The organism is Anabaena lutea FACHB-196 (assembly GCF_014698305.1).
GTDB classification, from domain to species: domain Bacteria; phylum Cyanobacteriota; class Cyanobacteriia; order Cyanobacteriales; family Nostocaceae; genus Anabaena; species Anabaena lutea.
Genome location: NZ_JACJST010000013.1, coordinates 13,317 through 26,532 on the forward strand (window position 1 = coordinate 13,317; position 13,216 = coordinate 26,532).

Annotated in this window: 11 protein-coding genes; 6 read left to right on the forward strand and 5 right to left on the reverse strand. The window is 41.1% G+C overall.

Annotation, left to right across the window (positions count from 1 at the left end; translation table 11 throughout):
- Nucleotides 1-78: 78 nt before the first annotated feature.
- The 3 genes from H6G59_RS14770 to H6G59_RS14780 form a co-directional block, all read right to left on the reverse strand.
- Nucleotides 79-1,482, reverse strand: coding sequence for a diguanylate cyclase domain-containing protein (locus H6G59_RS14770; protein WP_190715658.1), 1,404 nt, complete (start codon nt 1,480-1,482; stop codon nt 79-81).
- A gap of 329 nt (nt 1,483-1,811) precedes the next feature.
- The gene (locus H6G59_RS27085) at nt 1,812-1,961 is read right to left on the reverse strand and encodes a response regulator (protein ID WP_199332044.1); all 150 of its coding nucleotides are present in this window, start codon (nt 1,959-1,961) and stop codon (nt 1,812-1,814) included.
- Between the two features lie 582 nt (nt 1,962-2,543).
- Nucleotides 2,544-4,958 (reverse strand): MASE1 domain-containing protein, encoded by a 2,415-nt coding sequence (locus H6G59_RS14780; RefSeq protein WP_190715661.1) that lies wholly within the window; start codon nt 4,956-4,958, stop codon nt 2,544-2,546.
- A 108-nt stretch (nt 4,959-5,066) separates the two neighbouring features.
- Between H6G59_RS14780 and H6G59_RS14785 the strand changes: the two genes are divergently transcribed.
- The 6 genes from H6G59_RS14785 (at nt 5,067) to H6G59_RS14810 (ending at nt 10,718) form a co-directional block, all read left to right on the forward strand.
- Entirely contained in the window at nt 5,067-6,410 is a 1,344-nt protein-coding gene (locus tag H6G59_RS14785; RefSeq protein ID WP_190715663.1) for an adenylosuccinate synthase, read from the forward strand.
- Between the two features lie 43 nt (nt 6,411-6,453).
- Entirely contained in the window at nt 6,454-6,750 is a 297-nt protein-coding gene (gene rplY, locus H6G59_RS14790) for a 50S ribosomal protein L25 (protein WP_071191432.1), read from the forward strand.
- Between the two features lie 391 nt (nt 6,751-7,141).
- A complete protein-coding gene (locus H6G59_RS14795; protein WP_190715665.1) occupies nt 7,142-8,686 on the forward strand; it encodes a bifunctional aminoglycoside phosphotransferase/ATP-binding protein in 1,545 nt (514 codons plus the stop codon).
- A 254-nt stretch (nt 8,687-8,940) separates the two neighbouring features.
- Nucleotides 8,941-9,450 carry a hypothetical protein gene (locus tag H6G59_RS14800; protein ID WP_190715667.1) on the forward strand — a complete coding sequence of 170 codons (510 nt, stop codon included), beginning with the start codon at nt 8,941-8,943 and terminating at the stop codon, nt 9,448-9,450.
- Nucleotides 9,451-9,499: 49 nt separating this feature from the next.
- Entirely contained in the window at nt 9,500-10,291 is a 792-nt protein-coding gene (locus H6G59_RS14805) for a YdcF family protein (protein WP_190715669.1), read from the forward strand.
- Between the two features lie 205 nt (nt 10,292-10,496).
- The gene (locus tag H6G59_RS14810) at nt 10,497-10,718 is read left to right on the forward strand and encodes a hypothetical protein (RefSeq protein WP_190715671.1); all 222 of its coding nucleotides are present in this window, start codon (nt 10,497-10,499) and stop codon (nt 10,716-10,718) included.
- A gap of 8 nt (nt 10,719-10,726) precedes the next feature.
- On the opposite strand, the gene H6G59_RS14815 is transcribed toward H6G59_RS14810, so the two are convergent.
- A complete protein-coding gene (locus H6G59_RS14815) occupies nt 10,727-10,999 on the reverse strand; it encodes a ferredoxin-thioredoxin reductase variable chain (RefSeq protein ID WP_127056429.1) in 273 nt (90 codons plus the stop codon).
- A 154-nt stretch (nt 11,000-11,153) separates the two neighbouring features.
- The gene (locus tag H6G59_RS14820) at nt 11,154-13,103 is read right to left on the reverse strand and encodes a PP2C family protein-serine/threonine phosphatase (protein WP_190715674.1); all 1,950 of its coding nucleotides are present in this window, start codon (nt 13,101-13,103) and stop codon (nt 11,154-11,156) included.
- Between the last annotated feature and the right edge of the window lie 113 nt (nt 13,104-13,216).

Consider the following 13,216-nt stretch of genomic DNA (forward strand, 5'->3'; position numbering starts at 1 on the left):
CATTGGTTAACTAATTCAGGGGGTTTACAAATTACAAATTACAAATTACGAATTATTTCTCTTCTGCCCATCATGCTATTATCGCTGTACAGAGGGGAAGAAGTATGTACAATAGCGATCGCGCCCTCGTTGTTTAGCGTCGTACAAAGCTTGATCTGCATTAGCAATTATTGTATCTGGTTTAACTTCCAAAGTTGGTACAACAGAAGCAATTCCCAGACTGACTGTGACAATATCTTTGATATTAGACCGTTCATGAGGAATCGCTAGATCATGAATTGCTTGTTGAATTCTAGTTGCTACTTTAATCGCTCCTTCTAAATCCGTATTCGGGAGCAGTACAGTGAATTCTTCCCCACCATAACGCGCCACCAGGTCAGTAGGACGATTTATATCTTGACGACGAATAAATTGATACAATGCTTGGGAGATTTTGAATAAACAATCATCCCCAGCTAGATGACCGTAGTAGTCGTTATAAAGTTTAAAGGCATCAAGATCCAGTAAAATTAGGGAAAGTGGTGCTTGTTCTTGTGCTAGTTTATGCCATTCCTCTTTGAGACGATTATTGAAACAGCGACGATTAGCTACCTGAGTTAAAGCATCCAAATTTGCCAGTAATTCAAGTTGGTGATTTGCTTCTTGCAAAGCCAGTTCAGTTTGTTTCCGTGCAGTGATATCACGTATGGTAATAGCAAAACCATCAGCTAACTTTACCGCCACAAAGTGGAACCAATAAGACTGTCCTGATGGGTAGTAAAAATCCTGTTCTAGAGGTTCACCCATCTCGACAACATCAACAAAGCGATCAAAGAGTCCTGGGTCAAGACGGTTCACGAATTTTTTTAGCACCAACTTACCGATCATCTCCTCACGGCTACGGCCAAAGGCTCTAGCGATTACCGGGTTGACAACTAAGCAACGAAAATCCTCAATATCCCCTGTTGCGGGGTCACGGACAGCTTGCATAGCGGCAATACCATCTAGTGAACTATTCAAAACGCTAGATAGGAAAGCTCTGGACTGATAAAGCACCTCTTCTGTTTGCCTACGGTTAGCAACTTCTTGTTCTAAAAGGCGTTGTTGACGTTGAATGGTTAACTGATTTTCCAGACGCGCTACTACTTCTTCGATTTGAAAAGGTTTTGTGATGTAGTCTATACCACCTGACTTAAAGGCGGTTACTTTATCGAAAACATCATCTAAAGCACTAATAAAAATAACGGGAATATTGCGTAAATTCTCATCAGCTTTAAGAGCTTGGCAGACTTGATAGCCATCCATTTCTGGCATTTTGATATCTAACAGGATGACATCTGGTCGCTTCACCTTCACCGTTTTCAGAGCCATTCGCCCACTGGTGACGCTGCGAACAGTGTAGCCGAGTTTAACCAGTAAATCGCTTAGTAATTGTAAATTCTCTGGAATATCATCTACTAGGAGAATGTTACCTTTGTTTTGCGGTTGAGAATCAAGATTCATTAGTTATTAGGGGTTCGGCTAAGTCAACAAGCTGCTCAAATTCAAATTGACGCGCAAGTTTCGCCAAGGCTTATGCTAGGCGATTTTCTGTTTCGGGAATTTCTCCTACTAGTTGCAAGACTAGGTTAGTATTGGCCTCAAGAGCAACTTCGTATAGCTGAGTAATCCATTCTTCAGACATACAGGTCAAATTTTGGGATATAAAAGCGCTTTCTGCTGAATTATCTAATATAAGTGATCTTGTTTGGGTAAAGATATAGCTAACACCCAGATGTTTAGTTAAAGCGTCAAAAATTGTATGTTCTGCAAAGGGTTTACGCGTCAAGTGATCACAACCTGCTCAGAGAACGATGCCTTCGGCGTTCCGTAAGAGCGATCGCTTTCTCTTCTTCCAAAACACTAGCTGTGAGGGCAATTACGACTGTAGCATTGCCTTTAGTTGTGGATTTGATGTACTTAGTGGCTTCGTAATCGTCCATGACAGGCATTCTCATTTCAAATTGTGTAAAGAAAAGTAAGAGAATGAATGAACAAGTCTACGGTTGTATCGAGATCCCCCCTAGCCTTAACAAGGGGGGAACGGTCATCAAAGTCCTCCTTTTTAAGGAGGATTTAGGAGGATCTAATACCAATTTTATGTGAGGCTGCACATAATCCTCAAATCCCTTGATTAATCCATCTTTATCTGTGTTTATCTGCGTCCATCTGCGTACCTTTCTCTTTGAGACGCTGCGCGTTGGCCTTAGCCATAGCCTCGCTTTTGGCGATACGTGAAGCAAGCTACAATTATTCGTGATATTTTATTCTAAGTAGCTTGGCACAATATAACGTTTTTAATACATCAGCACCAATTTTAAAACATCCTCTAAAATCGCCCAAAACTTTTTCATTTTTGCATGAGTGTCTCTTGCCTCTAAGGACAATTTTTAACGCCAACCTAATTACAGCAGATTGCAGATCAATGAGGTACAGAATCAAAATTGAAACCTAGACACATTCGCCAGTTTTACTCCTGAACCGATAGCGCAGCGTCTCCTGACTCCTGCTGTAGTTGATATTTTTCAATCATTGCTTATCAAAGATTCAGCCAAATCAACTAATGTTTCAAATTCAAATTGTCGAGTCAGTTTTGTTAAAGATTGAATTAAAAAAGTTTCTGTTTTCGGAATTTCTTTAACTAATTCCATAACAAGATTTGTATTCGCTTCTAAAGCAGCTTCATATAATTGATTAATCCAAGCTTGATCCATACATCTGAGACTATCAAATGTTAAAGTATTTTCTTCTATCACCTGCAAAGTTTCAGAATTATTGTCAGCAAATATATACTTTACACCCAGATGTTTAGCAAGTGCGTCAAAAATTGTATGTTCTGCAAAAGGTTTACGCAAAAAGTCATCACAACCGGCAGAAAGCACGATCGCTTTCTCTTCTTCCAAAACACTGGCTGTGAGGGCAATTACTGCCGTAGCATTGCCTTTGGTAGTAGATTTGATATGCTTGGTGGCTTCGTAACCATCCATAACAGGCATCCTCATATCCATCCAAATTAGATGGGGTTCCCACTGATCCCAAATTGCGATCGCTTCTTGTCCGTTACTGGCTTCTTTCATCTCAAATCCCAAAGGACTGAGAAGTTTAAATAAAAGCTGTCGATTAATAGGCTTATCATCCACTGTAAGAATTTTGTAAGTAGGCTGGCCAGGAGCAAGTGCCAACACACGCTGCCGCCCTTCTGTACTATTGCTAATTGTTTCTTGACCCAATTTCGCCTGAATATAAAATTGGAAAGTTGTTCCTTTTCCTAATTCACTTTCAACGCTAATATCTCCTCCCATTAACACCACAAATTTCCGACTAATTGCTAAACCTAAACCGGTTCCTTCCTGCATTTCTCTTCCAGCTTGTGCTTGAGTAAAAGCATCAAATAACTTTGGCAGTTCCGCAGGTGCAATACCCACACCAGTATCTCGAAGACGGAAATTGAGGCTAAAAACATCCTCTGTTCCTTCATCCCCTTTTTCTACACTCAGAACAATTGATCCAGTGGGAGTAAATTTGATCGCATTACTCAGTAAATTAATTAAAACTTGCCGGAGTTTTACTTCATCGGTGCAAATATAATTGGGGACATTTTGACTACGCTCGAATATCAATTCTAAGCCGGCATCACTAGCCCGCAAATGCAACATATCTTCTAAATCATCTAGCAAACGATAGAAGTTAAAGTCATGTATATTTAGAGTTGTTTTACCAGCTTCGATTTTCGATAAATCAAGAATATGATTAATGAGAGTGAGTAAGTAGTCACCGCTACGATAAATTATCCCGGCATTTTCATACTGGTCAGGGGGGAGATTATTAGCCCGTAACATCAATTGCGAAAACCCAATAACTGCATTTAGGGGCGATCGCAATTCATGACTCATATTGGCAATAAACGCGCTTTTGGCCTGATTGGCAGCTTCGGCTTTGGTCGCTAGTTCCTGTGCTTTAGCTTCACTTTCTTGTAAATCTCTAGTACGTTCAAAAACTCGTTGTTCTAGCTCGGCATTGGCTGTTTTCAGATTTAACCTATATTGATGGTTTTCTGTGACAATAGCTAACATGACCATAGTAGTCACAGATATGACACCCATAAACAATTGTAATAACAAAATTGAATGATTCTTTAAAGCCGCGTCATAAAACACTCCTAAGCGATAACCAGTGGCAACAGAAGCTAATGTAGAAATAATTACTACTAATATAGTAGTAATTTTGTTACCAAAGCGAAAAGCAGACCACAACAAAGGCGGTAATAGTAAATATTCTAAGGGTTGTGGTTTAATAAAAGTAAAATAGCTAACTATACATAAAGTACTTATTGTTACTAATATTTCCCAGTTTCGCCAAGATTTAACTTCTACATCAGGTATCTTTTTAGCTAAATTTAAGATAAGTGGAGCAAATAATAAAATTCCTATAGAATCACCAACCCACCAACCCAAGGAAATTTCTAAATATTTATGCCAAGGTTCATAACCACCTAAACAAACTGTAATTGCGCCTAGTAAAGCTTGAAAAATAGTGCCAGTAAACAAACTACAAAGAGAGAAAATGACTACATTTATAACTTGATTGAGAGGATAATTAGTTCGAGTTAATCGCAGTATTAGGGTTACAGAAATTAGTGAGCCAATAGTAGTACCAATACCGCCAATACAAGCTAAAATTGTAGTTTTGATGCCAATAGAATTAGCTAACATTGCTCCTAAAAGAACACCGAACCAACGCGATCGCCCCCACAGCAACAAAAAGCCAATAGCAAAACCTGTAGCTGGCCAAACAGGAGTACCAAAAGCAGGAACAGGCATTTTTTTCAATACCAGCCAAGAGACAATATAGTAGCTCAGAGCAATAATTAATACATCAAACCACCAGCGGGGATTTTGGTAGTCAACACCGAGGGGATCAAAAATGCGGATTTTTTTCATAAACAATAGGGAACAGGGAATAGGAAATAGATTTTGCTTTCTTGACAAAAGATCAAGAATCTGTTAATAATTGTAATTTGTGGAAACTTTACCCTTTAATATAATCTCTTGGCTAACGTCATTGTCATAGGTGCCCAGTGGGGCGATGAAGGAAAAGGTAAAATAACTGACTTACTCAGCCGCTCCGCAGATGTGGTGGTACGTTACCAAGGGGGAGTTAACGCTGGACACACAATCGTAGTCCAAGGTCAGACATTTAAGCTGCACTTAATTCCCTCTGGTATTTTGTATCCAGATACTGAGTGTATTATCGGCTGTGGGACAGTCATAGATCCACAGGTTTTGATAAAAGAACTCGAACAACTAGAAAAACTCAATATTTCCACTGCTAATCTGCTCATATCTCAGACGGCTCACGTTACCATGCCTTACCATAGGTTGATTGACCAGGCATCGGAAGAACGACGAGGAACTCATAAAATCGGCACGACTGGTAGAGGGATTGGCCCCACCTACGCTGACAAATCTGAGCGGATAGGTATCAGGGTTTTGGATTTGATGAACCCAGATGAATTACGTGACCAGTTAGAGTGGACGATTAATTATAAAAACGTCATTTTAGAAAAGCTGTATAATCTCCCCCCCCTAGATCCGCAAGCAGTGATTGAGGAATATTTGGGATATGCAGAACGCTTGCGTCCTTTCGTCGTCGATACATCGTTAAAAATCTACGATGCAGTTTTACGACGACGGAATATTTTGTTTGAAGGCGCACAAGGTACATTGCTCGACCTAGATCACGGAACTTATCCCTACGTCACATCCTCAAACCCAGTAGCTGGGGGGGCTTGCGTTGGCAGTGGACTAGGCCCGACAATGATAGATCGGGTGATTGGGGTATCGAAAGCCTACACTACAAGAGTAGGAGAAGGTCCCTTCCCAACGGAACTAGATGGCAAAATTGGGGAATTGTTGTGCGATCGCGGTGCAGAATTTGGCACAACAACAGGGCGTAAACGTCGCTGTGGTTGGTTTGATGCTGTCATTGGTCGCTATGCAGTCCGCATTAACGGTATGGATTGTATAGCAATTACTAAACTTGATGTTCTCGATGAACTAGAGGAAATCAATGTTTGTGTAGCTTATGAGATTGATGGTGAACGTTGCGAACACTTCCCCACTAACGCCCGTCAATTCGCCCGTTGTCGTCCCATCTACAAAACCTTACCAGGATGGCAAGTGTCAACAAGTCACTGTCGTCAGCTGGAAGATTTACCACAGCAAGCACTGGACTATCTGAAATTCTTAGCCGAATTAATGGAAGTCCCGATTGCGATCGTCTCCTTGGGAGCAAGTCGAGATCAAACCATCATTGTAGAAGACCCCATCCACGGACCAAAACGCGGTCTGTTACAACCAGATGGTACACCCGTCTCTCTACTGAGTGCATAGCGCTAGTCATCGGTCAACTCACAACTCACAACTCACAATTACTATGGCCATTACAGTCGAATCTCAAAAGCGCCCAGAAGGCAGCAAGCCCAACGCTTTGCGCCGTTCAGGGTTAATACCTGCAAATTTGTACGGTCACAAAGGTGCTGAATCAATTTCTCTAGTAGTTAATGCTAAAGTCGTTGAACGCCTGCTCAAACAAGCTATTCCTAATAAGACAGAAATTCAACTTGATATTCCTGAACTGGAGTGGAGTGGTAAAACCGTGCTTCGTGAAGTTCAGATTCACCCCGCTAAAGGTACAACCTACCACCTAAGTTTTTTTGCTGCTAAAAACTAAAACAAGTGTAAATTTTTTATTTCCTATCACTTGAAGTTTGTAATAATTACTGATAAAACCAGGGGTTTAATCCTGGTTTTTTTTGTTAAGCGCGTTAATATCTGAGCCAAGTATGGCCACAGCGGATAATATTATGTCCGGTTAAATACTTATCATTTAGACTGACCGAAGAGGACGCGGAGACAGGGAGACGCGGTGACGCGGAGATTTTTTTTGATAAGTGATTAGGCGGACATGATATAACTATGTGCGTTTAGCTGAGTACTCTTCTCTTCTCCTGTCGGAGACGCTGCGCGAACGAGACGGTGCGCGTTAGCCATAGCCGAGCTTTTGGCGATACGAGAAGCCACCCGATGGGTGTCTATATCTGCGGTTAAAAATCCTAAAAACTATGACACAAACAACTCTTCCCGCATTAATTGAGCAAATGTTACAGCCAGGATTTTATCCCCATGCGGTGACAGAACCAATTCAACTAATTCAAACTCATGTTTCTTATGTATTGCTAACGGGCGATTATGTTTATAAACTCAAAAAACCTGTAAATTTTGGTTTTTTAGACTTCTCTACTAGAGAAAAACGCCAGCATTTTTGTCAGGAAGAGTTCCGTTTAAATCAGCGGGGACCAGGTGAATTGTACCTGGAAGTTTTACCCATAACTTTAGCAGGAGAACAATATCATTTAGATGGAACAGGAGAAACTGTAGAATATACAGTAAAAATGCGCCAGTTTCCTCAAGAGTCTCTATTTAGCGAACTTTTTGCCGAGGGTAAGTTAAATGACAGTAACTTAGAAAATTTGGGACGAGTGGTAGCTGAATATCACGCTAAGGCAGAGAGTAATGATTATATTCGCAGCTTTGGAGAAGTGCCAAAAGTGCGGTTAGCGATTGATGAGAATTACGGACAAACTGAAAAGTATATTGGTAGACCTCAGACACAAGAACAGTTTGAGCAAACAAAAAAATATACAGATAACTTTTTTGCTCAATATCCAGAATTATTTACCAGTAGAATTGCCAATAACTACATTCGTGAATGTCACGGAGATTTACACCTCAGAAATATTGCTCTGTGGAATGACAAAATACTGTTGTTCGACTGCATTGAGTTTAATGAGCCGTTCCGCTTTGTTGATGTTATGTATGATGTGGCGTTTACGGTGATGGATATTGAAGCACGAGGCCGTAAAGACTTGGGAAATGCCTTCTTAAATGCTTATGTAGAGCAAACTGGAGATTGGGAAGGTTTGCAGGTGTTACCTTTGTATTTAAGTCGTCAAGCTTATGTCAGGGCTAAGGTGACTTCGTTTTTATTAGATGATCCCAGTGTACCTGCGACTGTGAAGGATGAAGCTGCAAACACAGCATCTGCATATTATCGCCAAGCTTGGGAATATACTAAACCCAAACAAGGACAACTGATTTTGATGTCGGGTTTGTCAGGTTCTGGTAAAAGTACCACAGCTAGATATTTGGCACGGAAATTGGGAGCAGTTCACTTGCGTTCTGATGCGGTGCGGAAACATTTGGCGGGAATTCAGCTGCTAGAACGTGGTGGTGATGAAATCTATACACCTGAGATGACACAGAAGACTTATGAACGGTTGTTGACATTGGGAATTACACTGGCTAATCAAGGCTGGACTGTGATTTTAGATGCCAAGTATGATCGTCAGCATTTACGCCAAGATGCGATAGCTCAAGCACAACAACATCAATTACCTCTACAGATTATCCAATGTAAAGCACCCCTGGAAGTACTCCAAGAGCGTCTTGTTAAGCGTACTGGTGATATTGCTGATGCTACAGCTGATTTGTTGGGTTCTCAACTTAACCAAGCTGAACCTTTTACAGAAAAAGAGCAAGCATATATTAAAATTTTGGATACAACTCAACCACTAGAGGCACAATTACAAACATTAATTTCTGAATAGTTTTTTAAACCAAATTGGGATAAGTTACCTTATTTACAGCAGATTGCAGATCAATGAGGCTTCGCCGTGAGCGTCAGCCGATAGCTTGCGTGGCGTAGCCATACGGTACAGAATCTAAATTGAAACCTAGACACCAAGCCTTTTTTACTCCTGACTCCTGACTCCTGAACCGGAGGTCTGCGAAGCGTCTCCTGAATTCTGCTGTAATAATTTTCCCAATTCAAAATCTAAAACCCAAAATCCACAATTGGTATATGGCTCCCAAAAATAATCTCTTAGGCGATATTTTGTCTTCTTCGCCAAACTTCTTTTCTCAACTAGTCTTTGGGTTCATTTTAACCATTATCGCCAGCTTCACAGGAGCCTCACTCATCCTGAGTCTCTTTGTGGGTATTATGGGTGGTTTTGCTTTAGGGTGGTTCACCATAGTCAATGAAAATAACCCCCCGATCCCAAATGTAGCTTCTAATGATGGCATCGATGCTGCACTGAAATACTGGTTATTTTTCATGTTCTGCTTTGTGTTTTTGGGTTATTCTGCACCGTTAAGTATTTTATTTGGGGGATTTTCTGCTGTCGGTGGAGGCTGGATTATTGCTTGGTGGAGAAGTAAGGAAGACGCTAGAATTGAGCCGACAGATGAATTTTTTGAAGAAGAAATTGAAGAAACCAATGAGAGGAGTACTAAACAGCAAAAGAGAAAACCTATCCGCCGTTATCGTCGCGCTCCTGGAAGTTTCAATTTTCGGTTTTGGCAAAAGTAAAATTGGTGATTAGTTATTGGGTGAAAGAGGCAATTAAGAATTATAAATTATGTTCCTATATCTTTCTAAATTATTGCCTCTGTTTTTTTACCCTTTGGGATTAGCTAGTGTCAGCTTGATAGTGGCTTTGGTAACGTTGTGGAAACGTCCACGAATTGCGGCGATCGCTATTAGTCTATCTTTAATTTTATTACTCGTGTGCAGTAATGGTTGGGTGGCTAAGTCTTTGGTGCGATCGCTAGAATGGCAAAATATCCCTGCGGACCTAATCCCCAACGCAGAAGCTATTGTGGTCTTAGGTGGTGCAACTAAATCAGCAATTTGGCCACGTCCGACTGTGGATTTAAGTGAACCAGGCGATCGCGTTATTTATGCGGCTCAACTCTATCGGCAAAAAAAAGCGCCTATAATCATCTTAAGTGGCGGTCGCATTGATTGGCGTGGTAGTGGTTCCCCAGAGTCAGCAGATATGGCAGCTATCCTCACGTCTATTGGTATCCCAGCCGAAGTAATAATTCAAGAACCATTATCTCTCAATACCTATGAAAATGCTGTCAATGTCCGTAAAATTCTGGAATATAGGGGAATTAAACAGGTATTATTAGTAACTTCTGCCATGCATATGCCGCGATCGCTCAAAATATTTCAACGTCAAGGTATTGATGTCATCCCTGCACCAACCGACTTTTTAGTTAGCCAAGGCGAACTCCAAGAAATCACCAGCACTCCCAAAGCCGCTATACTGAATTTATTACCAGATTCTAATAACTTGAATCAATTTACCAGTGCTTTAAAAGAATATATTGGCAGTTTTATTTATAGCTTACGGGGTTGGATATAAATGCTTGTTTGGGCTTGTTTGGGCTTGTTTGGGCTTGTTTGGCGACAACAATTCAATTCAAAATTACAGCAGATTGCAGATCAATGAGGTACAGAATCAAAATTGAAACCTATACACATTCGCCAGTTTTACTCCTGAATCCTGAATCCTGACTCCTGAATTCTGCTGTAAATAACTTATCCCAATTACCAATTAGCAATTACCGATGAGTAAAGAATTACCATATATTGTCCCATCACCTCAATCGGAAGTTGACGAAACCTTTGCCAGCTACCAAACAACCCACCAATTCTATCATGAAGTTCACACACGTTCTGAATTTGAGCGTCATTGCCAGTGGTATTCCACAACCGCAGCCCAAAATCGCAGAGACTTAGAAAAAATGCGCGGCGAACTGAATATTATGCAGTGGTTTTGTCGCCGCTAATGAATTATTTAAATAACTTCTAATTCATCCTCGCGTAAATGAGCTTTAAATTTTTTACTAAACTGGACTAAGAGTGGAAAGTTAGCGCTCACAGGTCTATCGTTCCATTGAGTAACAATAGCGCTGATTTCGCCTTCTGTACCTTTGATTTCAAAAGCCTGGCCGCGATGCTCAGGATGATGATAAACCACTACCGATTCTTTAACACGAACGCGATCGCCAACTTTCATAACATTACTTACATTTAACTTTTGCTGTTCCACAACCATCTCCACAGCTATCCGTCACTGAAATTGCTTTAATGAACTGTTCCTCAAGATAGGCTGTTGCTGCTATCCAGAGTTAGATGGTCATTTTCAGCATCGAGCGGACTCTATTACTGATTTTTCACGCTTGGACGATTTTACCATAGATGGGCAATGGTCAAATATGACCTTATTTGCGTTCTGGACATAATTGCTGTACTTTTTGCGGAAGTTGCTGACAAGCTTGCCCAAAAGATTGAGGATTTAGTTGCCACCAAGCAAATAAACCCAGACTAGCACTTCCTACCAGCAAAGCGAAGAATCCCACCAGCATGACCACAAGCTTACCCCGATTTGGTTGTTTAACGGGAATTTGGGCAGGTTCCTCTGTCAAATCTAAATCTAGCAAGGTTTGAGAACTGTCTGCTAATGGTTCTACGGCTGGGGCTTCTAGTTCTGAAGATTCCACATCTGGTGCTGTAGGTTCCTCTGGTGCAATAGGTTCTATTACCAAGGGTGCAGGTGTAATCGGCACTAAAAAGGCTTGAGAGATTCGGCAAAGTGTGATCACAACAGATGTATTATCTTGACCATTTTTTTCATTTGCCAGCTTCACCCATTTCTGGGCAGCATCTGCTACTGATAGTTGACCTGTTAATAGTGGAATTGCGTAATCTTGCCAAGATTTTTCCACCCAGTCATGATCACTTAAACCATCTGAACACAGCAACAAAATCCCGTCTTCTTCCAAGATCAAGCGCTTGATGGCAAAGTTGAGAAATTCCGCTTCTCTTGTGCCTAATGCTTGGGTGAGGGCATTGGCATTAGCTGCTTGAATTGCTTGGCGATACAGACTTTGCCCAAAGCATACTTCCCTTGTGGCCATATCATCATCTATTGTCAGTAATTGGCAATAGTTGGGAGTTATCCAGTAAGCACGACTATCACCAACAGTCGCTAAGTAAAGTTCATGGGCATTTTCTGACTCCCAGCCAGCGGTTGTGACTACTTTTTGTGGTAGTTGTATAGCCATAACTAAAGTCGTTGCCATGCGTTCTCTACCTTGGCGGTTTTGTTCGTCATTGCGTGACCAAATCATGTTATTCACTACCCGCAAGCTGGCAGCTAATTGCTGCTGCAACAAGTCTGGGGGGACAAATTCTGTTTGTTCGGTGACATCTTTTAGCAAAGCGCGAATTTGCAACTTCAGGGACTGCACTGCTAATTTACTGGCAACTTCGCCGCCTTCATGTCCACCAATGCCATCACAAACAATTGATAAGTGTGGGTATAAAGAGTCTTTTAAGTCTTCAGAGTTACTGGGGTAACAGGTGTCTTCGTTATGTCTCATGACTACCCCTGAATCTGTCACTCCTGCGACTGTTAGCATTAAGGGCAACTCAGATGCTGATATTAGTAATAATTGATTGAGTTGGCTGGCTATGGCTGTGAATTCTGCCTCTTTTTGGCACATTTGCTGGACTATGCTGCCTAAACTTTGGGCAATTTCTGTTTTTGCCCCTGCTACCCAAGGCTGCCAGGACTGACCCAAATCCTGTAAGCTAATTGTCTCTGTTGTGGGGTGAAGTTCTAACAACTTTACACACCAACCTTGCACAAGTAAGTTATCTGCTATGAGCAAACTTTGGGCTACTCCCAATTCTGATAATGGTGTCCACAGTTGGAGAATTTGCCATAGCCAGTAAACTTGTCTGACTGGTTTTGCTTCTTCCCAAGCTGCGGTAATAGTTGGGTAGAGATTTCCCATTTCATCTATGGGCGCATTTTCTAGCAGTAGGATATCACTAGCATCTAAGGAACTAGTAAATCCGTAGGGTTGGGGAATGTGTAACTGCTGTTGATATAACTTGAGGTAAGGAATAACTGTTTTTGGCAATTCTGACGGTATTTCTGGTGGTAGTCCTGGTTGAGTATCTAGCCAAATCTGCTGTGTAATTACTTCATACCTATCTGCTACCAATGTCCCTGGTAACATTTTCGCTGCTTCTGTGCCAGTCGCCCAAAGATAGCGGTAAATTAGGGGAGTTTGGCAACTGACACAAAACCTATCTCCGACAGAATTAATCGGTTGATTACAGTCTGGATTTGGGCAATGAATGATCTTTTGAGTAGAAATCATAATGTATAAATTATAAAGAATGAATTAACTTGTGAATTTCGATTAAGTTTAGCTGTCAATGACTGGAAGATTATAATAAACTCGGTTTGTGTACCCCAGGCTACACCTTATTA

Coding starts and splice junctions, on each gene's coding strand:
- H6G59_RS14810 (WP_190715671.1), top strand. CDS start 10,497: ATGAGTAAAGAATTACCATATATTGTCCCATCACCTCAATCGGAAGTT.
- H6G59_RS14800 (WP_190715667.1), top strand. CDS start 8,941: ATGGCTCCCAAAAATAATCTCTTAGGCGATATTTTGTCTTCTTCGCCA.
- H6G59_RS14780 (WP_190715661.1), bottom strand. CDS start 4,958: ATGAAAAAAATCCGCATTTTTGATCCCCTCGGTGTTGACTACCAAAAT.
- H6G59_RS14795 (WP_190715665.1), top strand. CDS start 7,142: ATGACACAAACAACTCTTCCCGCATTAATTGAGCAAATGTTACAGCCA.
- H6G59_RS14820 (WP_190715674.1), bottom strand. CDS start 13,103: ATGATTTCTACTCAAAAGATCATTCATTGCCCAAATCCAGACTGTAAT.
- H6G59_RS27085 (WP_199332044.1), bottom strand. CDS start 1,961: ATGGACGATTACGAAGCCACTAAGTACATCAAATCCACAACTAAAGGC.
- H6G59_RS14770 (WP_190715658.1), bottom strand. CDS start 1,482: ATGAATCTTGATTCTCAACCGCAAAACAAAGGTAACATTCTCCTAGTA.
- H6G59_RS14805 (WP_190715669.1), top strand. CDS start 9,500: ATGTTCCTATATCTTTCTAAATTATTGCCTCTGTTTTTTTACCCTTTG.
- rplY (WP_071191432.1), top strand. CDS start 6,454: ATGGCCATTACAGTCGAATCTCAAAAGCGCCCAGAAGGCAGCAAGCCC.